This window comes from Clostridium sp. (assembly GCF_040797585.1).
Lineage (GTDB): Bacteria > Bacillota > Clostridia > Clostridiales > Clostridiaceae > Clostridium_Z.
This window is the reverse complement of record NZ_JBFNEO010000019.1, coordinates 1-22,298: the sequence shown is the minus strand read 5'-3', so window position 1 is coordinate 22,298 and position 22,298 is coordinate 1. Positions and strand designations below refer to the sequence as shown.

14 protein-coding genes are annotated in these 22,298 nt (G+C 31.3%); 4 read left to right on the top strand and 10 right to left on the bottom strand.

Annotation, left to right across the window (positions count from 1 at the left end):
* Window positions 1–588, bottom strand: a 588-nt coding sequence (locus AB2369_RS02460; protein WP_367664889.1) for a hypothetical protein, incomplete at its 3' end; no start/stop codon positions are given.
* A 197-nt stretch (window positions 589–785) separates the two neighbouring features.
* Window positions 786–1,583: an SLAP domain-containing protein gene (locus tag AB2369_RS02455; protein ID WP_367664888.1), complete on the bottom strand. Its 798-nt coding sequence runs from the start codon at window positions 1,581–1,583 to the stop codon at window positions 786–788.
* 312 nt (window positions 1,584–1,895) lie between these two features.
* Here AB2369_RS02455 and AB2369_RS02450 point away from each other — a divergent pair, with 312 nt between their 5' ends.
* Window positions 1,896–2,249, top strand: a complete 354-nt coding sequence (locus tag AB2369_RS02450; RefSeq protein ID WP_367664887.1) for a hypothetical protein — start codon at window positions 1,896–1,898, stop codon at window positions 2,247–2,249.
* Between the two features lie 214 nt (window positions 2,250–2,463).
* On the opposite strand, the gene AB2369_RS02445 is transcribed toward AB2369_RS02450, so the two are convergent.
* The 3 genes from AB2369_RS02445 to AB2369_RS02435 all read right to left on the bottom strand — a co-directional run bounded on the left by AB2369_RS02445 (window position 2,464) and on the right by AB2369_RS02435 (window position 7,606).
* Window positions 2,464–5,484 carry a hypothetical protein gene (locus AB2369_RS02445; RefSeq protein ID WP_367664886.1) on the bottom strand — a complete coding sequence of 1,007 codons (3,021 nt, stop codon included), beginning with the start codon at window positions 5,482–5,484 and terminating at the stop codon, window positions 2,464–2,466.
* A gap of 619 nt (window positions 5,485–6,103) precedes the next feature.
* Window positions 6,104–6,652 carry a DapH/DapD/GlmU-related protein gene (locus AB2369_RS02440; RefSeq protein WP_367664885.1) on the bottom strand — a complete coding sequence of 183 codons (549 nt, stop codon included), beginning with the start codon at window positions 6,650–6,652 and terminating at the stop codon, window positions 6,104–6,106.
* Window positions 6,653–6,673: 21 nt separating this feature from the next.
* The gene (locus tag AB2369_RS02435) at window positions 6,674–7,606 is read right to left on the bottom strand and encodes an extracellular solute-binding protein (RefSeq protein ID WP_367664884.1); all 933 of its coding nucleotides are present in this window, start codon (window positions 7,604–7,606) and stop codon (window positions 6,674–6,676) included.
* Window positions 7,607–7,984: 378 nt separating this feature from the next.
* Between AB2369_RS02435 and AB2369_RS02430 the strand changes: the two genes are divergently transcribed.
* Window positions 7,985–9,061, top strand: a complete 1,077-nt coding sequence (locus AB2369_RS02430) for an LCP family protein (protein WP_367664883.1) — start codon at window positions 7,985–7,987, stop codon at window positions 9,059–9,061.
* Between the two features lie 67 nt (window positions 9,062–9,128).
* Window positions 9,129–10,205: an LCP family protein gene (locus tag AB2369_RS02425; RefSeq protein ID WP_367664882.1), complete on the top strand. Its 1,077-nt coding sequence runs from the start codon at window positions 9,129–9,131 to the stop codon at window positions 10,203–10,205.
* 308 nt (window positions 10,206–10,513) lie between these two features.
* Here AB2369_RS02425 and AB2369_RS02420 read toward each other — a convergent pair whose 3' ends face one another.
* From AB2369_RS02420 to AB2369_RS02405, 4 genes are all read right to left on the bottom strand, one after another.
* Entirely contained in the window at window positions 10,514–11,323 is an 810-nt protein-coding gene (locus AB2369_RS02420) for a YihY/virulence factor BrkB family protein (RefSeq protein ID WP_367664881.1), read from the bottom strand.
* A gap of 145 nt (window positions 11,324–11,468) precedes the next feature.
* A complete protein-coding gene (locus AB2369_RS02415) occupies window positions 11,469–12,044 on the bottom strand; it encodes a sigma-70 family RNA polymerase sigma factor (protein WP_367664880.1) in 576 nt (191 codons plus the stop codon).
* A gap of 307 nt (window positions 12,045–12,351) precedes the next feature.
* On the bottom strand, window positions 12,352–16,479 hold the full coding sequence (locus AB2369_RS02410; protein WP_367664879.1) for a S8 family serine peptidase: 4,128 nt from the start codon (window positions 16,477–16,479) through the stop codon (window positions 12,352–12,354).
* Between the two features lie 294 nt (window positions 16,480–16,773).
* Window positions 16,774–19,335 (bottom strand): EAL domain-containing protein, encoded by a 2,562-nt coding sequence (locus AB2369_RS02405; protein WP_367664878.1) that lies wholly within the window; start codon window positions 19,333–19,335, stop codon window positions 16,774–16,776.
* Window positions 19,336–19,422: 87 nt separating this feature from the next.
* Between AB2369_RS02405 and AB2369_RS02400 the strand changes: the two genes are divergently transcribed.
* Window positions 19,423–20,265, top strand: coding sequence for an aldose 1-epimerase family protein (locus AB2369_RS02400; protein WP_367664877.1), 843 nt, complete (start codon window positions 19,423–19,425; stop codon window positions 20,263–20,265).
* Between the two features lie 356 nt (window positions 20,266–20,621).
* Here AB2369_RS02400 and mgtE read toward each other — a convergent pair whose 3' ends face one another.
* Window positions 20,622–21,968, bottom strand: coding sequence for a magnesium transporter (gene mgtE / locus AB2369_RS02395; protein WP_367664876.1), 1,347 nt, complete (start codon window positions 21,966–21,968; stop codon window positions 20,622–20,624).
* Between the last annotated feature and the right edge of the window lie 330 nt (window positions 21,969–22,298).

Sequence of the window (22,298 nt, the reverse complement as noted above, 5' to 3'; positions counted from 1 at the left end):
AGGTAGTCTTTCCTCTAGTCCATTTTCTACATGAGATAAGTTATCTAAAAGCCACTTTTCATTTTTTTCATGGTTAACCTTTTTAATTAACTCCTTAGAATTCTCAACAGACTTTTTAGTATATACTTCACCTGCTTTTATAACTGAATCTTGAGCTAATATGTACTCTTTAGTTAATACATTCTTGCCCCATCTATATAATTCACCCTTTAAATATTCCTTAGTTATTGAATTTTTAATATTAGGTATATATTCCTCTAATACTCTATAATATCTTGCTACATCTTTAGTATCCACATACTTGTGCAATTCAACTAAAGCTAAATTTACATCCTCTGTTACAACCTTTGTCCAATAAGCAGCTAACTTTCCTTTATAAAGCTCCTTCTCTTCTAGATTATTTAACTTCTCTATTTCCATTAGTGCATTATTATAATCTAATAATGAATTAGTTTCATCTACCTTTTCTAATAATTTAACCACCTCTTCTTTACTAGCTTTAGCTGTCATAGGTGGTATAATGGCGCTAGAGCTGATTATGGATAAAGCTATTAACATAGCTATAAACTTTTTACTTCTCTTTATCATGTAATTCCCTCCCTTAAGTTATACCATCTATATTATATATTTGAATTTTTTACAAATCAATACATTTTGTTTCTTTTGTTAATATTCTGTATCTTTATTGAATTTTTTATTCTAAGAAAAAACACCCTATACATGCTGTTAGCAACATATATAAAGTGTTTCCTTCTATGAAATAAGTATCATATTATATTTTAAAACTATTGACCTATAACTAATCTACAAGTAAGTAATTCATCTAAATTATATAGATTTATTTCTTCTCTATTAAACTTAACCTTAAAAGCTCCTATGGTATGCTCCTCTACAGAAGCATCAAAGCTCTCTACAGTTTTCTCTGCTAAGGTCATATTCAATGTATTTATAAGCCTAAAACTTAGTCCTCCTAAGGAAAGAGGCTTATCTAAACTGTTTGCTAATAAAAACACTGCACTGATGGTATCTTCCTCTTCATTATATACCTTATGAGGAATTACTTCATAGGTATTAAGCTTCATAGGAGGCATAGACTCCACTTCTCTCTCTATAGCTCTTAGAGTTAATACATCTATTTCCTCATCCACATAACCTAGGGTTAACTTTTTAGACTCATAGGAAGTTAACCTACTTGAGAATACTAGGCTACAATTCTTAACTTCTCTTCCTTCTAGATTAAAACTCTCTTTTCCAATAATAATAGAAAAAGGTGTAGCTGAATATATAGGTAATTCACCTAAGGAGTCTAGATTAGCTATACATTTTCCTACCTCCTCTTCCCCATCCATCATTAGGAACTCTATGTCCTTTAAGTTAAGCTTTTGATTCATAGCACTTCTAACCACAAGCTTACACTCAAGTTTTTCTCCTATGTCATATATGTACAGGGTATCTATCCTTATCTCTCCCTTTTCCATAGGTGGAAGTTTTCTTATCTCTTCCTTCATTATAAGCCCTTGAAGCTTGCTGTTTTTTGAATTAGACTTGTCCAATAAATTGATATTAAATTTAATATTCTCCATAAATTATTTCATCCTCCACACAATAACTTACTCCCAAAATATTATATCATAAAATATCGTATTTAAGGTAAATAAATACTATTATATATAGAACGAATCTTCCTTCAGGTGGTGTTCTTTCCACCATCTGAAGGTTAGATGAGTTAATCTAGGGGCATAGCAACTGTTATCCCCCACCTTTTAAGAGGATGGGGTGTTAAAGCTTATAGCCATCAGATAAATACGCCTCTAAATTGTTAACAGTTTCTTTTATGTAAAAACATTGAAAAAAAGTCAAGAAAAATTTATACTAATATTATGGAGGTGGAAGAGATGAAAAAAATTATTGCACTAGTAATTACAGCTTCTATAGCTTTGTCTATGGTAGCTTGTAAAAAAGTAGAATACACTAAGGAATTTGAATATGTTCCAGAATATAAGGGAATGAAATTAGAGGAAAAGGAAGATGCCACTGAGGACAAAATGGGTACTGCTAAGTACACTATAGAAAATGCTAAGGCTGAAGATGTCCTTAATGAATATGAAAAGAATTTTAAAAAGGATGGATGGGAAGTCACCCAAGATGATAAGCCTATAAGCTTAACATTTGAAAAGGAAGATCATAAGGCAATTATTGTTTCTACACAAAAAGAAGATAATGTAGAACTGACCATAGTATCAAAATAATTAAACATAAAAATAATAAGGCTTGATAATAAACCTTTATTTTCAACCTTATTATTTTTTTCTTTTTGTTTTTAATATTATGTTTTCTACCTTAATCTTATTTAATTATAATCAGGTAATTTAATATATATATTTTATACCAAATGATTACTTATCTAAAGGCATAAAAGAAAACTGCTGAAAATATTCAGCAGTTTTCTAAATCTAATAATAATTATTTTTCTAAAGCTAAATTTACTCTCTTAACTAATCCACTACCAGCATGCTTCATAACTAATTGATATTTATTTCCACCAACTACATTAGTAGTATTAACTGTTCCATCAGCCTTTATTGACTCATCATCAAGCTTAGTTCCATCTTCCTTATAAGCATCAATTTTAACGTCTTGGTTAACGCCATACTGATCTATAGCTCTAAATCTATAGTTTATCTTGCCATCTTTTATCTTAGCAACTATAGTTGGATCTTCTACATAAGCTGAAGTATTCGCATTGAAAACTGATATCTTCTCAACTTTAGCATCCTCACTATTAAAAGTTAAGTCCTTGCTTACAACTTTTACAGTTTTATCACCAGCTGTTAAAGTTAAGGATACTGTTGCAGTTTTATCCTTATTTTCTGTATCTATCTTATCTCCATTAGTTATATATATAGTTGACTTATCAATCTTAGCTTCAAGTCCTTGAGTAGCTACTAAATCTGCTTTCACTTCTGGTGTTGGCGTTGCTCCTGTTCCAGCTGCCTTTGCTCCAGTGAATGTGTCTGCAGTTATATTAACTGACTTTCCAGCCTCAGTCATACCTATTAAGTCTAACTTTCCTACATAATTACTAGAATAATTAATAGTATTAGCAGTATTATCTTTATTGTCGTCTCCAGTATAAAGTTTCTTTAATGATCTGTTTTGCTTATTGTATAAATCTCCAAGCTTGAAGTTTACAACTTTATCAGAGTTAACAACAGATATTTCAAACTTATACTCATCAATTACTTTAGCTTTAGTTATTTCATTACCAACATTTTTACCATCTTTATCTAAGTAATTAGTAAATACACCATCTTCATCAAACTCAGCTGCATATAGAACTGTTCTATATTGAGCCTTTCCTTCTGCATCAGCTGTAATATTTCCATTCTCATTTGTAACAACATTATTAGGATCAGATATTTCTTCCACTTTAGCTACTGCATTTTTGATTTCTTTTGTCTGTATTCCATATTGATCTTCATATATGAAATCAGAACCTGTGATTTCATCTCCAGAATATCCTACTTGATAAAGATTAAGTTTTGATGCATAATCTTTATTTATTCCAACTATTTTCTTTGTTTCAGAAGCTTTTTTAACATTAAATGTTAATCTTTCAAACTTACCTGTTGCTGTAGTTGCTGTTATTGCAACTTGATCTGTATCTACAACATCACCATCAACTTTTACCTTAAAATAAAGTTTATCATTCTTATTATAATCAACCATCGCTGTTATTGTTGCATTCTCAGCTTTTATTGTTGATTGAGCATTAACTTTATCCTTACCTAATTTTATTTCAGTTGCTGGTGTAAATATTTTATCTGGAGTTAATGCTCCTTTAGCAGCTTCTAATCTATTTCCATATTGATCTACTGCATCAATGCTTACTACGAATTCTGCACCAGGCTTAATTATAGCATCATTTGCATATAATTTTATAGAATCAACTTTTGAATTTTCCTTAATTTTTATTTCTTTTTGTGTATTCTTTCCATTAAATGATACTACTGTTATATAAGCAGTTCCCCACTTATCACTTGCTTCTTTTTCTAATCTTATTACAGGCTTATTATCCTTCATTTCTAACTTACCAGTAAGTAAATTAGATGAATAATTTATACTTAAGTTATTTTCAATTATAGCCTTATCATTTATAACATTTCCAGCTTCATCTTTAACTATGATAGGAAGATAATACTCCTTTTCCTTTAAATCAGTTTCAGCATATATTTCTTTATCTTTTTCATCTGTTATTATATCTCCTATTTCTACGGATGATATATTTAACATAGGTATTACTTCTAATGTTTTATTATTATTAACACCTGTTTTAGTATCTATTATAGATATACTTACCTTCTCACTAACCATATATGTCTGGTCTGATGAAATTGTTATTTTACCATCTTTACCTATCTCTGCGTCACCTTTTGATGCAACAACTTTTAAAGTATCAGCTGTTTCTGCAGTTATATCTTCTCCATATTGGTTTAATACCTTAGCAAAAGTTACTACTTGCTTTTGTCCATCTGTAGTTGACATATCTACTAAACTTAATTTATCACTTAAGAACTCTATTTTATCAATCTTAGACTCTTCAACCTTAAAGTCAGCTGCCTTAACTACTTCTTCTCCTACTTTAGCTTCTAAAGTGTAGTTTCCAGTTAATAGCTTGTAGCTAACTGCTAAAGTTGCTTCTGTCTTAGCTTCGTTCCACTTAACTTCTGAGAATGTAACAGGTGCTCCATCTCTCTTAACGTTAAATGTAACCTTGCTAGTGTCATCAACAGCCTTACTGAACTTAACTGTTATAGCCTTAGCATTAGTAGCCTTAGCTTCAGTTATCATAAGCTTGTGCTCTTTGTTAACTGCCTCTACTGCAGCCTTAACTTCACCATCTAAGTACTTCTTGTTTGGCTCATACTTTAAGCCAGCAACTAATTCCTTAGCAGCTTCAGCTTCTTTTAAAGCTTCATCATATTTCTTTTCACCCTTTAGGTTGTATACCTTCTCTAGAGCAGCTACTACCTTATAGTAGTTTGGCTCATTCTCATTAACGAAAGTAGTTTCCCACTCAGCTAATTGTCCCATTAAGTAATCTCTATCGATATCATCCTTGATTGCAGGGATTACTGTATCTCTTAACTGGTTGAACATTGTCATGTCCTTAGTTTCAGTTAATTTTCCCATTTGATCAAGAACATCTTTAACTTCCTTAGTGTAAACGGAAGCATACTTAGCAACCTTACCTCTTACTATTTCAGCCTCATTCTTGTCAGTTAGTCTGTAAGACATTCTTTCAACTATGTGGTAGTAAGCAAACTTAGGATCTTTTTCAAGCTTCTTAAGGTTGTCCTCTATTATAGTCTTTATTTCTTCTTGATTATCAGCAGCAAATGCTGTTACGCTTGGAGCAACAACCCCAGCAACTGAGCTTGCAGCTAATATAGCGCCTAATATTTTTTTCTGTGCATCCTTCAAAATAATTCCCTCCTATTAAAAAACATATATTTTTAAAAATATATTTTGTTTATATAAAATCTATTAGAGTTGTGCTTCCTCTAGCAGATTACATAACGTATTTCTATATATTAGAAATAAGCCCAATAAGGCCATGCTTAGTTATTTTGTGCTAAATATTCTAAGCACCTCCTATTATACTATGGTGCATGTCCTATTGCAACCATATTTTTGCATAATATTTAAAGTTCAGAACCTCAATATTGCATAATTATATGTATAAAAGGCTTATCTATATTATATTCTATACATTTATGAATATTCCTCTTTTAAATATTTCATTTGTCGTTATTTTTTTATTTTAATTATAATAAATTTTTTCTTTGATTTTTATTATTTTACCCATGTAAACTTACCATTATTTTGTCGTTTTTTGTTTCTTTTGTGTCCATTCTCTCTTTTTCGACATTTGAAACACTTTTCTAATTTTATCCTTAGAATATTTTTTTACAATCTATATAGAATCATATCTCAAAAACAGTCCCATTTAGTTAATGTCTCCTCTACCACTTAATAGAATAACTTAATTACTAGAAGAATTACTTTAATATAAGGAAAAGAGCAAAACTTATCAAAAGTCTTACTCTACAAATCCTATATCATCACCTATTTTATCCTTAAGTTCCTCTTTTTTTATATCACTTACACCTTCCCTTAGTGTATAGCTACTATCAAAGGTATTCCCTTCCTTCATCTTATCCTTATTCTTTTTAATATACGCCTCTGTATATCCTATAACCCTGACTGGATTTCCTCCCACTATACTTCCACTACTTACATCCTTTGTAATAACTGATCCTGCCCCTATTATTACATCGTCTCCTATGGTGACCCCTGGAAGTATTATAGAGTTAGCTCCTATAAACACCCTGCTTCCTATGTTTACCTTAGCTATTTTGGTATATCCAAGGGATCTTTTAGTGGAGGCATCATGGGCTAGTATCTTAACCCCTGGTGCTAAGGTAACATCATCCCCTATGGTTATTAAAAAACAATGGTCATAGTCTAAGGTACATCCCATCTCCATGGAAAAGTTTCCCCCTAAGGTAAGCCCTGCCTTTAAATATGCCTTTATAGGTCTTTCCCCTCTTATCTTCCAAAACAATAACTCTTTTATAGAATATCTCATGTAATCCTCCTAGTATATTTCCTATTTCTCCTTAGAATACTCTTCCCTATTACTTCCTAGCATTATTGACTCTACACCTTCACGGGAGAGAATAGCTCTATTTTTACTCATAACTTCCATACCCTTTAACGAAAGAACAAAGTCTATAAATTCCTGTGCTTCCTTCTTAACTTCCTTCTTGTTTATAAGGGCGACCCCCTCCATATTAAAATTCCCTTCCTTATTATATATAAGATTTACATCCTCATCATCCCAGGCTAAAAATAACCCTTCATAATCTGGTACAATCACCATAGGATATCTTTCCTTAGTTAATTCTTCTGCTGCTCCATGGTATACCTGTTTCTCATGATTTAAATTATCTCTAAGAAGTTTTTCATCATTGAGACCTAAAGCTCTAACCGTTTCCCTTCCCACATAGGTTTCCTCTAAGTCTGGACTTATTATATATCCCTTATATTCTTCCTTTAATAAATCCTTGAACTCCTTAGGTTCTGGTAGTCCCTCTTTCTTTAATAACTCCTTATTATATGCTATAACTGGGGTGAATTTACTAACCCCTGTGTAGTACCCCTCTTCCTCCTTAAACTCATCCTTTATGTTATCTAGTTCAGAGCTTTTATATGGCTTAAGTAGATTTTTTTCCTTTAACTCCTGAAAGGTTTCCTTATCTAATCCATATATTACGTCTATATCTTCATTCTTTATAAATTCCTTATCTGTAATATTTTCTAAAGGTTTTACCCTAGCCTCCACAATAGTATGCGGATAATAAACATTAAACCAGTCTATAAGCTCCTTTAAATAATCTCCATCTATATCTGTAGCTAACCTTATTATAGTTTTCTTTGGTTCTTCTTCTCCCTTAGTTTTATTTACACTACATCCACTAATTCCTAAAGCAAGACTTCCTATAACCCCTAGGGCTATAATCCTCTTAAATATCCCCTTCATGTGTTATCCCTCTTTTCTTAATATTCAATCCTATATTTACTTTAAATACTTCTTACTATCTTCTTTTACATTCTAAAGAAAATCTTCAATATTTACAGTTATTATTACATAGTTTCCTATATTATAGTATAATTTAACTATTCATGTTAAATCAATTGTAGTATTATATTTATTATGAGTTTAATTTGAGTTTTAGATTAAACCTGTTATCAGTTAATAATTTTCAGTGGTCAATCTAGAAGGAATCTTCCTTCATGGGATGTTACCAGTTAGTAGTCATCAAATAAATCTTACACTACTACTGTAAACAATTAAATACTAAATTGACTACTGACAAATGGTAACTGCTACATAGTTAAAAGGGAGATGACATAACTTATGGGTAGTAGAATGGATAGAAATCATAATAGTAAAAGAAGACCAGTAGCAAGACAAGGTCAAGGTAAAAAAAGAAAGAAGAAGAAGAAAAAGAATCCCCGTCTTAGAATATTTCTTTTATGCCTTTTATTATTAAGCCTTTTAGGTCTAGGCTATGGCACTTATTACGTTGCGAACCTTTTTGGAAGTGTTAAAACAGAGAAAATAGATAGAGAAAATGTAGGAATAGATAGTTCTCTTGAGGAAAGACTTAAGCAGGATGGAAAAGATGATATTATAAATATAGCTTTGCTTGGTATAGATGAACCTGAAACTACTGAACCTACTCGTTCTGATGCCACTATGGTACTTACAATAGACAAGGATAGAGGTAAGATAAAAATCACCTCTCTTATGAGAGATTCTTATGTAAAAATAGATGGCCATGGTAGGGACAAGCTTAATCATGCCCACGCCTTTGGTGGTCCTGAACTTACAATAAAGACAATAAATCAAAACTTTAATTTAAATATAGAAGACTTCGTATCTGTAAATTTTGCTGATATGCAAAAGATTATAGATGCCTTAGGTGGAATAGAAATCACCATAAGAAAAGATGAAATACAAAAGGCTAATTGGTATATAAATGAATTAGCAAAGATAGGTAAAAAGAAGGCAACCCCATTAACTAAAACTGGTAAGCAAAAGGTTAATGGTATGCAAGCCCTTGCCTATACTAGAATAAGAGATACTGCTGGAGGGGATTTTGAAAGAACTGAAAGACAGAGAATCGTTCTTCAATGCCTATTTGATAAGATAAAGGCAGCTGGTATTTCAGAGTATCCTAAAATTGTAGAAGAACTTCTTCCAATGATTAAGACTTCATTGTCTCCATCAGAAATAATTTCATTAGGTACAGATATAATATTTAGTGGAACCACAAATCTAGAACAGGAGCGTTTCCCTGTAGATGGAGATTTCCCAGATGGAGGAAAGATGATTAAGGGTGTCTGGTATCTACCTTTTGATGAAAAAGTTACTCAGCAAAAACTTCATGACTATATCTTTAATGATATAAAGCCTAAGAAGGGTAAATAATTAAATACTAACTTGATTACTGACAAATAGTAACTGCTACAAAGTTAAAAGGGGGATGATATAACTTATGAGTAGTAGAATGGAAAGAAATCATAGTAACAAAAGAAGACCAGTAGCAAGACAAGGTAAAGGTAAAAAACGAAAGAAAAAGAAGAAAAAAAATCCTCGTCTTAGAATATTTCTTTTATGCCTTTTATTATTAAGTCTTTTAGGTCTAGGCTATGGTATTTATTACGTTGCAAACCTATTTGGAAGTGTCAAAACAGAGAAAATTGATAGAGAAAATGTAGGCATAGATAGTTCTCTTGAGGAAAAACTTAAGCAGGACGGAAAAGATAATATTATAAATATAGCTCTATTTGGCATAGATGAACCTGAGGGTAATGAACCTACTCGTTCTGATGCCACTATGGTACTTACAATAGACAAGGATAGAGGTAAGATAAAAATCACCTCTCTTATGAGAGATTCTTATGTAAAAATAGATGGCCATGGTAGGGACAAGCTTAATCATGCCCACGCCTTTGGTGGTCCTGAACTTACAATAAAGACAATAAATCAAAACTTTAATTTAAATATAGAAGACTTCGTATCTGTAAATTTTGCTGACATGCAAAAGATTGTAGATGCCTTAGGCGGAATAGAGCTAACTATAAGAAAAGATGAAATAGAAAAAGCTAACTGGTATATAAATGAACTAGCAAAAATAGGTAAAAAGAAGGCAACACCTTTAACTAAAACCGGTAAACAAAAGGTTAATGGTATGCAAGCCCTTGCCTATACTAGACTAAGAGTTACTGCCGGCGGAGATTTTGAGAGAACTGAAAGACAGAGAATTGTTCTTCAATGTCTATTTGATAAAATAAAGGCAGCTGGTATTTCAGAGTATCCTGATCTTGTAAAAGAGCTTCTTCCAATGATTAAAACTTCCTTGTCTCCATCGGAGATGATTTCATTAGGTACAGATATAATATTTAATGGAGTCACAAATTTAGAGCAAGAGCGTTTTCCTATAGATGGAGATTTTCCAGACAAGGGAGATAAGATTAACGGGATTTGGTATCTACCTTTTGATGAAAAAGTTACTAAGCAAAAGCTTCATGACTACCTCTTTAATGACATAAAGCCTAAGAAGGGTAAGTAATTATAGAACGAATCTTCCTTAAAGTGGTGTTCTTTCCACCACTTTAAGGTTAGATAAGTTAATCTAGGGGTGTTAAAGCTTATAGCCATAAGATAAAAATAGGACTTCATAGCTATTCTCTGCTGTGAAGTCCTATTTTTTATGTTTTAACTCTTATACCATAATACCTATGTTTTAAATTATTAAACTTCTTTTATTCTATCAAGATTCCTAACCTTTATAAGTTAATTTTTATACCCTATAATTTCAAATCATCAATTATTCCTATTTTAAGATTTAACTAATGAAATAGGTTAATTTAAAATTACCTATTTATCCTCTAGGAAGGCATTTACCTCTCCTCCAAGGAGTATTATAAGAGAGCTTAAGTAAAGCCATGTCATAAGAACAACCACTGCCCCTATACCTCCATATACCCGAGAGTAATTAGCAAAATTATTAACATAGAAGGAAAATCCAAGAGAGGTTATAATCCACCCTATTGTTGTAAACACCGCTCCTGGAAGTACATTTATCCACTTCTGACGTTTACAAGGGGTAAACACATAAAGAAGGATAAATACAAATACCATTATAAAAACTACTACTCCATATCTTAAGAACTGCCATATCTGAAGGAATAATAAATTATAACCAGTAATTCTAAATAAATGCTTTTCTAAAATCCTTCCAAAAACCAATAGAACAAGAGCTGATACTACTATAAAACTTATAGCAAAAGTAAATATTATAGATAGTATATATCTATTAATAAGTCCTCTACTTTCTTCTGTGTCATAAGCTTTATTAAGTCCACGTATTATTGCCCTAAATCCTGATGATGCCGTCCATATAGTTAAGATTAAACTTATGGATAATATGCTTCCATGTTGGTTTATAAGTATACCCTTTACAGTTTCCTCTATAAGATCATATGCAATGGTTGGAAGTAACCTGTTTAATGTATCTAAAACCGCCTTAGGATCAAGGTTCAAGTATCCAATTAAAGTCATTAAAAATATTAAAAATGGAAAAAAAGCTACTATTAAGCTGTAAGCAAGCTGAGATGCAAGGGGAAATATATCATCATTAGATAGCTTCTTCCAAAATCCTATTATCTCCTTAAAACCTATACTCATTAATTCACGTCCTTTTTATAGATGTACCTTATCTAAATTTAACCTTTGAATATACTGTAATCATGGTAGATTAAGATTTAATTTAAGGTACCATGTAATTTCTCTATAATTTTAAGTTATAAGGATATTATACTTACTTATTATATTATTTTCTATAATCCTTAAGATATTCTTTAAGTTCCCCTATTAACTTATTTTTTCTTCGTATACAACTAAAGTATTCTCTCTCATGTTTTATAGAGTATTCCTTTAAGCTTCCCTTGCTCTTCCTTAAATAGTATATTAACAATTCTCTATCATTAAAACTTAAATTATTTAAAAACTCACTTATTATTCTAAATATTTCTCTTTTATCTACATATTCCTCTAAGGTATAAGGATCCTCTAGTGTTTCCATAGCTTCATGGTCTTCCTCATCTATAATATTATTAAGACTCATAACGTGATTGTACCTGGCAACCTTTCTTATCTCATTGTAGTAATTATTTTTAATTACCTTATAAGCATAACCTTCAAACCTAATACTGCTTTCTAGGTCATAAGTTTTTATAGCTATTATAAGGGATTGATTCCCCATACTTATAAGATCTTCTTGTTCAAAGCCCCTTATATATATTGTCCTAGAAATCTTTATTATAAGCCCCTGAAATCTTTTAACTATCTCATTCACAGCATCCAAGTCTCCACCCTTTGCCTCTATAATAAGATCCATTAATTCCATTCCCTCTCCCCCTTAATACTATTATACAAATTTTAACAGAACATACGTTCTATTTCAAGTTAAATTTCTTCTCTTATTACTTAGTTATGAGGAAAGGGATTGTATTTACTATTAATTAATGGATTTATTAAATTAAAAAGCTGGTACCAATATTGATACCAGCTTCTTAAAATAGAATTTATCTTCTTTTTCTAATATAGGTTTTTTTATTCAAAACTTATCTTATGCGCTACCTAAAATCCAAGGTTTTAAAGGATTTAAGTACATGTATAAGTTAAAATTCAAGCTAAAAACCCTATAGTTAATATTATTTTTTCTCCTTAACTATTTTGTAAGTCTTAATTATTTGGTTTTTGAAGCAATCTTCTGTTAAGACTTCTAAACTTGTCTCTTCATTATCTAACTTTACCTTATAGGTAAAATCTTTCTTTTCAAAGACTTTATCTTCCATGCTCACCATTATTCCAAGCCTTGATATGGTGTTTACCACTTCATCTCCATTTATCCTTAGCTTATATCCAAAGGTATTATCTACTATACTTCCCTCTATAGTAAATTCATCCCCAGAAACTCTTATTATATTGTCTTTATCTGCTAACTTATCTAGGTTACTAGTTACCACTGGTGCTTTTTCATCATTAATTATAACACCATATAGTTCCTCTTCCTTCTTATCTTCCATTACCATAGTAACTCTAAATTTATTTAATCCATCCTTTAGCTTCATAGGAGTATTGAAGGTCTTATCCTCATTTAGAGTTACCTTTTCTCCATTTATCTTTAATACCTTAACATCTTCAGATACTTTTCCATCTAGATTAAAGGTTCCGTCTTCTTTAACTCCACTTGACTTAAATAAGAAGAGCATTGCATTTTCTAAATTATTAAAAGTTATGCTACTTTCCTTAACTTCTAATGGTATTTGTAAATATCTCATGTTGTCCTTAACGTCATCTATTCCAACGTTGATAAATGGCATACCCTTAGGTATATTAACTTCTATATCAAAATATCCTTGATTATTTATTGGGGCTATCTCGCTCATAATTCTTAAGGCTATAGAGCTATAGGTATACTCTGTATTCTTAACTCTACCCCATACCTTAAAGTCTTTACTTCCATCTTCCTTTTCCCTTATTTCTTCAAATTTCAGGCTTTCAAACTCTGGAACTATAGTGTCTACAATAGGAGTTATTATATCCTCGTAGGCTGCCTCTTCTCCCTCATACCCCTTAATTTTTAGGGTTTCAATTCCTTGCTTAAGGTCTATCTCCACATTAAAGTTTCCTCTATTATCTGTGTTAACTTTATTTCCATTGATCTCTACAGAAGTAATTCCTCTTCTAGCTACCCCTCTTAACTCTACTTTACCATTTTCATTTAGGTAATTAGAGTTTATAACTGCTCCATCATATATACCTTCTATATAAACCTGGCTTACCTCTACAGTAACGTTTCCTGCCTTGTCCCTTATTCCTAAATATACATTTCTTATATCTTTTCCTTCTGTTGCAAAGGTTGCCTTATATACATTTTCTTCAAGGTTTTCTACTTCTCCCACAAGGGTTCCTGGCTGTCCTCCTATATAGCCTTGAAGAGTACCTTCATTAAACTCCATACCACTAGCCTTGTCCCCTAAGTCTTCTGCCTTAAATATTATCTCAGCAACATTTTGATCTTTATCAGATTTTATCTTTGTGTCCATGATATTTACCTTAGGTGCATTTACATCCACATTAAATGGAAGATATAAGGTCTGATATTCAGTATCCTCTTTAACTCTTCCCTTTACTCTTATAAAATATGAACCTTCCTCTATGGTTCTATATTCTCCACTTTCCTCATGGAATACTGTTCCATCCCATAAAGACTCTATTAAAGGTAGGTATGAAGTCAATTCAGTTAAAGGTAATCTTCTAAAATTCTTTATGTTTGAAAGACTTCTTATTACATTTTCCTCTCCATTATTCTTGTCCACTACATCCACAAGTAAGTCTTTGCAATGTCTGAATGCGAATACTGATGGTAATAAACTATCTTGAATTCCATCTTCATTAGGGGATATATATCCTTCCTTATCAAAGATCATTCCATCTTCTGTCATTAAGCCTGTAGTCTTAACCTTTGATTCCTCTTCATATTTAGGTTTATCAAATATAGGTTCTGCATCAAAGTCTCCAAAGAATCCCATATAAGGTATTGTAAGTGATGGGTTCTTATTATCCTTTGAATCTATATTTATATACCCTTCTATAAATCTTCCCTTAGTTAATGTAGCTGGTAGATCTAACTTTCCTTTTACCTCTATCTCTTCTCCACCTTTAAGGGTTACTTCATTTTTATCTAAAGTTAATACACTGTCTGGTATGGTTACCGCTCCAAATCTACCTTCATTATCTACTATCTTTTCAGATAATACTGGAGTTTTATTTAAAGAGAAGCTTAACTCTTCATTAGAATAGTTCTTTATCTTAAAAGTAAACTCTGTGTTGTTTCCTATTTCTTTTAGTGCAATATTTGCTACGCCCTTATCTCCTGTTGCTATTACCTTATTTCCTATTGCCTTATCTATCTGTATAATTCCAGATCCCTGTCTTCTTGGGGAATATGGAAGTCCCTTAGATACATCTATATCTTCTAATGTATCAGCTGTGTTTAAAAGAGTATTCTTTGCAAAGGTAACCTTGTCCTTAACCTCTATATTATTCTCCTTTAATCCTTGAAGAACTAAAGCTACTGCTCCTGCAACATGAGGCGCTGCCATAGATGTACCACTCATAGCTGCATATTTATCCTTATTCATAGTGGAATATATATTTCCTCCTGGAGCTGTTACATCTGGTTTAAACTCAAGCTCTGTGGTTGGTCCCCAAGATGTAAAAGAAGACATACTGCCCTTTTGAGCATTATCCTTAAACTTTTTCTCTTCCTTAAATTTTATAGTTCCGTTTTTATTAACTACAGAGTTTAATTTTTCTCCGTCTTCTTTAGTTAATAATATACTTGGCTGTAATCCACCGCTATAGTAATAAATTGCATTTTTAAAGTCTAAGTCTCCATAGATTACTAATCCCTTAGGATTTAATATGTTAGAAATCTGTGATAGCTTTTCATTGAACTTTTCTATGGATTTATCATATTTGATAAAAGCAAAACTATCATTTAGTCCATTTTCTCCTCCTAAGTTTTTAATTTCTTCCTCTAAGTTATTTATATCCACAGTCACTACCTTATGTTCATCATCCTTAAAGGATGGTATCCCACTTCCAAATGGATCTATAGCTTCATAAGTTACAGTTTCCTTAAATCCATCTCCCTTTATCTCAAGAGTATTGTAAGGCCTCTCTGAGTTTTCATAGGAAGCTACAGTTATAGCTCCTAGGGTATTAGCAGGATTTCCTAAAATAGATGTATCCGTAAGTCCTAATTGATTATTCACAGGATAATCGCTAGGATTAGTATCAGAATAAACTCCATCATTTCCTGCTGCAACTACAACTACTACCCCTTTTTCTGTAGCAGCTTGTACTGCCTTTTGGAACATAGAGTCTGAGTCATCAAAATTTGCAGCGGTAGTTAAACTCATATTTATGACATCTGCCCCTTGCTCTACTGAATCCTCTATGGCAGCTATTATATCGTCCTCTGAAGCCATTTTTATCTTGTCCCCTAGAACCTTCATAGATAAAAGCTGAGCTTCTGGAGCTACTCCTTTAAAGTCCTCTCCATTTCCTGCAACTATTCCACCTACGTGCATTCCATGTTCTCCTGCTGCCGCTTCATCTATGGTGAATTCATTATTATCTGCAAAGTTTTTTCCATAAGGAACCTTCATGTTATATTTTGTTCCTTGTGATTCTTTTACTTCTTTAATCTTAGCCTTTGAAGGGTCTGTAAGCTTAAGATCCTTATGGCTTGTATCTATTCCTGAGTCTATTATGGATATAACCATTCCTTCTCCCTTATATCCATACTCCTTCCACCCTTCCACAGCCTTAGTTATAGCCTTAGCTGAGGACATGGTCTTTTGGTATAAATCTGATTCCTTTACAGACTTTACACCCTCTATATCTTTAATCTTTTCTATCTCTCCACGCTTAATTTCAAAGCTCATTCCCTTTACTAAGGTACCAAAGGATCTTCTAAAACTATATCCTTCTAGCTTTTCTAAAGCTTCCTTTACCTTTTCTTCGTCCCCATTATCCTCTAATTCCACTATTCCTCTTACAACCTTCTCAGGATCTTTCTCTATGCTCTTATTAATTTTTTCTTTATTTTTTTCATCTGAAGCTTTGAAGTTTTTTATCATTTCTTCCTTTACTGCTTCTTTAGACTTTGGAGCATTCTCTGCATGTGCAACTACTCCTGTAGATGATCCTGTTATAATAGATAATGCAATAGCTATGCTTATCAGTTTTTTCACATTCTTACCCATGTTATACCCTTCTTCCTTTCCTATGCATTGTTAACTAATTATACCATATATAACCTTTTTGTTTCTATTGTATCTAATTATTTAAGCAAAAGTTAAGATGTATTTAAGAGTGGGGTTAATCAATTTAAAATATAATTATAGAATTCTCAAGTAAAATCTTATATTCATCTAACCTTCATATGGTGAAAAGATCACTATCTAATGGAATATTCCTTCTATTTTACTAACATAAAAAGCTATGGCAATTACTTAAAACAAGTCATTACCATAGCTTTTTTATTAATATTTTAATGATTACTCTATTTCCCCTTCATATTTCCTATAAAAATCTTCTACCTCCTCCGGAGGAATAGGTCTACTAAAATAATATCCCTGAACTATATCACAGTTTAGTTCATTTAATAACTTAACCTCTTCATGACTTTCAACCCCTTCTGCCACTACTGTAAGCCCAATATTATGAGAAAGAGCAGTAATAGCCTGTACTATATCCTTCTTTAACTCATTCTTTGTCATATCATCTATAAAGGACTTATCAATCTTAAGAGTATCTATAGGTATATTTATAAGATAACTTAAGGATGAATATCCTGTTCCAAAATCATCAAGGGCCACCCTAAAGCCTAATTCTCTTAATTCCTGAAGAAGTGTCCTATTTTTATTAATATCCTTCATATAAGTGGTTTCTGTTATTTCAAGTTCTATTTCTTCTGGAGATACTCCATAATTTTTTAATATATCTAGGGTCTTGTACATAAAGTTTTGATTAATAATCTGGATAGGAGATATATTTATGGCTATTCTATTAAAACTCATATTTATACTCTTCCAATATTTGATCTGTTTTGCTACCTCTTCTATTATCCAGTAGCCAATCTCATCTATAAGGCCAAACTCCTCAGCAATAGGGATAAACTCCATAGGGGATATAAATCCTTCCTCCTTAGAATACCACCTTATTAAAGCCTCATATCCATCTATTTTATTGCTTTTTATATCTATCTTAGGCTGGTAATATATTTGAAACTCCTCTTCTTTAAGAGCTCTAACTATTCCCATCTCCATATTATGCTTTTTATGAGTTATTTCTAAGAACTTTGGCTTAAATAGGCAATACCTATTTTTCCCCTCAGATTTTGCCTTATACATTGCAATATCTGAATTACTTAAAAGCTGATCTCTGTGTTTTCCATGGCAAGGATATATGGATACCCCCATACTCACTGTTACACTAAACTTCTTTTCATCTACAGTAAAATCTTCTTTAAATAAATCTATTATTTCATCGCATATATCTTTAAGATCATTAAAGCTTTCAAATCTATCTAAAACTATAACAAATTCATCTCCAGCTATTCTACTTACACTACCATGGTTTTTAACTACATAGTATATACTACTAGCTACTTTTTTTAGAATCTTATCTCCAAACCCATGTCCTAAGGTATCATTAAATCCTTTAAAGTTATCTAAGTCTAAAAATAATACTGCTGCCTTTTTATTTTCTTCCTTGCATCTTTCTAGAGTATCCTCTATATACTCAACAAATCCTTTACTGTTCTTAAGTCCTGTTAAATGATCATGATAAGCTAGGTACTCTATACGCTTTTCCTTTATTTTGTTATCTGTTATATCTGTTATAGATCCTGCAACCTTCATAAGATTACGCTTTTCATCATACTTGCACTTTCCTCTTAAATATAACCAAAGGGTTATCCCATCTTTTCTATTTACTCTAAAATCGCATTTAAACTCTTCAAGTCCTCTTTCAGCACACTTATCTACTATCTCTAAGAGTCCCTTAGCATCCTGTTTATATACAATTTCAGCTATATATATTTTTATATCTTCCTTTTTATACTCCATAGTGTTAGCTTTTGTAATATCAAGCCACTTTTCCGATAAGATCAAAGATTTTTTTATCCCATCATACTGCCATATAATATCATTAGCCCCATCTATAGCTAACTTATACTCGTCCTCTGCTTCTTTTCTAGCTTTAACCTCTTCTTCTAGCTTCTTCTTAAGAGCTTTAAGCTCTATTATACTTTTATCTTTCTTCAAAACTACAAATAAAGTGGAGTTAAATAGTATAAAAAATAATATTATTACACCAACTAATAAAGCTCTAGATATTCTCACTTTATTATAAACCTCATCCTTAACCTTTATATCCACATTTATATCCCTATGATTTACATGTATAGTTTGAGAATAAGGCTTTTTCTTAAAATCAGCATTTCCCCATACTACTTCATTATCATCCCATACAACTCTAAAATCATATTTGTCATAAATATCTCTGTTAGTTACCTTTTTAAATATAGTTTCAAAGTCTACATTTATAACTATAAACTTTAAGTCTCCATTAATCTTATTAGTAAAGTAAATATTTAATGTATTATCATTCTCTCCCTTTAATATATTTAAGGTTCTTCCATCAATCTTTACTTCACTAGATGATTCATTATAGCTTTTTTCTAAATATTCATAGTCTATAAATGAACTAGATTCTTCACCTTTAGTTACAACCTCTGGTACCATATCTTTACTTACTATATATACCTTATTAATCTCATTATGTTCACTACTCATCCATTTTTTTAATGTTTCCTTTTCAGAATCATCTATAAGTCTATCATTATTTTTACTAAGAAATATATACTGTATGTCAAGGATTAAATCCTGTATCTCTCCCTCCATAGCTTTCCCTACTGCAATGGCTAAACACTTATAATCCACCTGTCTATAAGAGGTATAAACCCTGAAAATTACTGTTGTTATTATAATCTGAGTTATTATAAGTGCTATTACTATACATTTATTCTTTACAGGTCTTACATAGGTTTCCTCCATTTAAATTACTCCTAATATTAATAATTTTAGTTTTAAAGGTAATTATATGATATTATATTTTTAATGATAGTGCAAAGGAGTGTTAATATGTTTTTTAATATTTGTAATAACGTACTAAATGTAGAAGTTAAATCCTATGGTGCAGAGCTTTCAAAGATTTTAAAAGATGAGACTGAATATCTTTGGCAAGGAAATGAAAACTACTGGACTGGTCAGGCTCCTATTCTTTTCCCTATTGTGGGTAAGTTAAAGAGTGGTGTTATGCCTCAACACGGATTTGGAAGAAGAAGTGAATTTTCTATAGTTGAAGAAAGAAATGATTTCCTATCCTTTAAACTTAATTATAATGAGGATACCCTTAAAGTTTATCCTTATAAATTTTCTCTTGTAATAAGCTATGAACTTATAGATAATTCTATAAAGGTTACTTATAATGTGGAAAACTTAGATAATAAAACTATTTATTTCTCCATAGGAGCTCATCCTGCTTTTAATGTACCTTTACTTCCTAATGAAAAAATGGAGGATTACTATATTAAATTAGAAAAGAAAGAAAATGCTGATTTATATCCAATAACTAAGGATGGATTTATATGTAAGGATACTACGGAATTCTTAAAGGATTCTGATATAATACCTTTAAGTTCTGACTTGTTTATAAATGATGCCTTAATCTTTAATAACTTAGAATCTAAAACTATATCAATACTTAATAATAAAAATTCTAAGAAGGTTACCATGGACTTTGAAGGGTTCCCTTGGTTTGGAATATGGTCTAAGAATAATAGTGCACCTTTTGTTTGTCTTGAACCTTGGTTCGGTCATGCAGATTTTGAGGATTTTAATGGAGAATTCAAAGAGAAGGATGGACTTATTGTCTTAGAAGAAAATAAAACCTTTACTGCTTCTTACACAATAACAATAGATTAATTTTAATCTTATAAATATAATGTTTCCAAACTCAATATTTGAATATCCTATAGATTATAAATTATAACCTTGAATACACAAGGATATGAAAAAATCCTAGAATTTAATAAGGACTATATTCTCCCTTCTATGATGTATTATTAGCTTCCTTTAGGAAAAGATATGCTTACAATCATAGTATAAAATGAATATAGTCCTTAGTTTTCTGTGTATAAATCCTATTCAAGGATTTAATTTTAAAAAAGTTTATCTATGAATCTGTATAATTCCTTCTTATATTAATAATCTTATAAACACTGTTAAAAAGCCTAAGTAAAATTTATATTCATACCTTTACAAATATGTATAATTTCACCTTAAACTAAGAATCTTATAAACACTGTAGCAAGGCCTAAGAAAAAGAAGAATCCGCATATATCAGTTACAGTGGTTACAAATACTGCTGATGCTAGGGCTGGGTCCACATTTAACTTCTTTAATGTTACAGGTACTAAGAACCCTGCTAAGGTTGCAGCTGTCATATTTAATATCATAGCAAGACCAATAACAAGTCCAAATATAGGATTTTGAGCCCAAATACTCGCAAGTATTGCTACAGACATTCCTATGGAACATCCATTAATAATCCCAACGGAAAACTCCTTTAATAATACCTTTTTATAATTTTCATATGTAAGCTCCCCAAGAGCTATACCTCTAACCACTAGGGTTAAAGTCTGAGTCCCTGCATTTCCTCCCATTCCTGCAACTATAGGCATAAATGCTGCTAGCATAACAACTTGACTTATGGTATTTTCAAATAAGCTTACAATGGTTGATGCTAAAAGAGCTGTAAATAAGTTTACAAAGAGCCATGGAAGTCTACTCTTAATAGAATCTATGGTTCCACCGTCAACATTTTCCTCTTCATCTATTCCTGCAAGACGGTGTATATCCTCCGTATCTTCCTCTCTTAATACGTCTATAATATCATCCACAGTAATAACGCCAAGGATAATTCCATTATCATCTACTACAGGCATATTTAAGAAACCATACTTTTCAAACTTATTAGCTACCTCTTCCTGATCCATATCTACAGGTATGCTTATCACATTTTCATTCATTATATCTTGGATTTTAGTATTAAAGGTAGAAGTTACAAGTTCCCTAAGGGATACAACCCCTTTTAAAACTTCTTTATTATCTAATACATATAAATAATATGCACTTTCCGCATTAGGAGCTTCCTTTTGAAGAAAGGTAAAGGTCTCCTCCACTGTCATATTATCTATAATACTAAGGAATTCTGTTGCCATAAGTCCCCCAGCTGTTTCTGGGTGATAGGTTAGGAGTTCCTTAACTTCATCTCTATCTTCTTTAGATGATAGCTTTTCAATAAGCTTATTAGCTTCACTAGGAGCTATTGTTCCTAAAAGGTCTGCTAAGTCATCTGAACTCATTTCATTTACTATCTTACCTTGATTAAGTTCAGAAAAAAGAGATAAAAGCTTCATTTGTTCTTCTTCATCAGCTTCTCCTATAACCTCTGCCACTATCCAGTGAGGAAGTTTCGATAGAATTCTAAATACTTGATCTCCATCTAATTTTCTTATGGAATCCAATATATCAGCTGGATGTATATCATCTATATTTTCTTTTATTTCTTCCAATGAGCTATTCATTAAAAACTTGAGAAGCTCGTAGTCTGACATCACTTGCATAGCTATCTCTCCTTTCTAAAGTTCTTCTATAATTTAATCCTAAGTTTAGTTATCAATATTGTTATATCATATTCCACTTATATATTTTATCAATGGTATCATAAAATTACTATCTTTTTTTCAGCCACTTATGAATTATTAATGTTCTTATTTTTTATAAAAAGATTGGTTATTATCATTATGTCTTCATATTTATATAATAATTCTACTTCTTAATATACCTATTGATTAATTAACATATTGACCTAATTAAATTTTAAGATAAACCTAATTATAGGTTTTTGATTGAGAATTATCTTATGCACTACTTAAAATTCAAGGGTTTAAATG

What these genes read in the sequence shown, in the direction of transcription:
- AB2369_RS02455 (WP_367664888.1), bottom strand. Translation starts at nt 1,583, where the DNA reads ATGGAGAATATTAAATTTAATATCAATTTATTGGACAAGTCTAATTCA.
- AB2369_RS02450 (WP_367664887.1), top strand. Translation starts at nt 1,896, where the DNA reads ATGAAAAAAATTATTGCACTAGTAATTACAGCTTCTATAGCTTTGTCT.
- AB2369_RS02440 (WP_367664885.1), bottom strand. Translation starts at nt 6,652, where the DNA reads ATGAGATATTCTATAAAAGAGTTATTGTTTTGGAAGATAAGAGGGGAA.
- AB2369_RS02435 (WP_367664884.1), bottom strand. Translation starts at nt 7,606, where the DNA reads ATGAAGGGGATATTTAAGAGGATTATAGCCCTAGGGGTTATAGGAAGT.
- AB2369_RS02430 (WP_367664883.1), top strand. Translation starts at nt 7,985, where the DNA reads ATGGGTAGTAGAATGGATAGAAATCATAATAGTAAAAGAAGACCAGTA.
- AB2369_RS02425 (WP_367664882.1), top strand. Translation starts at nt 9,129, where the DNA reads ATGAGTAGTAGAATGGAAAGAAATCATAGTAACAAAAGAAGACCAGTA.
- AB2369_RS02420 (WP_367664881.1), bottom strand. Translation starts at nt 11,323, where the DNA reads ATGAGTATAGGTTTTAAGGAGATAATAGGATTTTGGAAGAAGCTATCT.
- AB2369_RS02415 (WP_367664880.1), bottom strand. Translation starts at nt 12,044, where the DNA reads ATGGAATTAATGGATCTTATTATAGAGGCAAAGGGTGGAGACTTGGAT.
- AB2369_RS02410 (WP_367664879.1), bottom strand. Translation starts at nt 16,479, where the DNA reads ATGGGTAAGAATGTGAAAAAACTGATAAGCATAGCTATTGCATTATCT.
- AB2369_RS02405 (WP_367664878.1), bottom strand. Translation starts at nt 19,335, where the DNA reads ATGGAGGAAACCTATGTAAGACCTGTAAAGAATAAATGTATAGTAATA.
- AB2369_RS02400 (WP_367664877.1), top strand. Translation starts at nt 19,423, where the DNA reads ATGTTTTTTAATATTTGTAATAACGTACTAAATGTAGAAGTTAAATCC.
- mgtE (WP_367664876.1), bottom strand. Translation starts at nt 21,968, where the DNA reads ATGCAAGTGATGTCAGACTACGAGCTTCTCAAGTTTTTAATGAATAGC.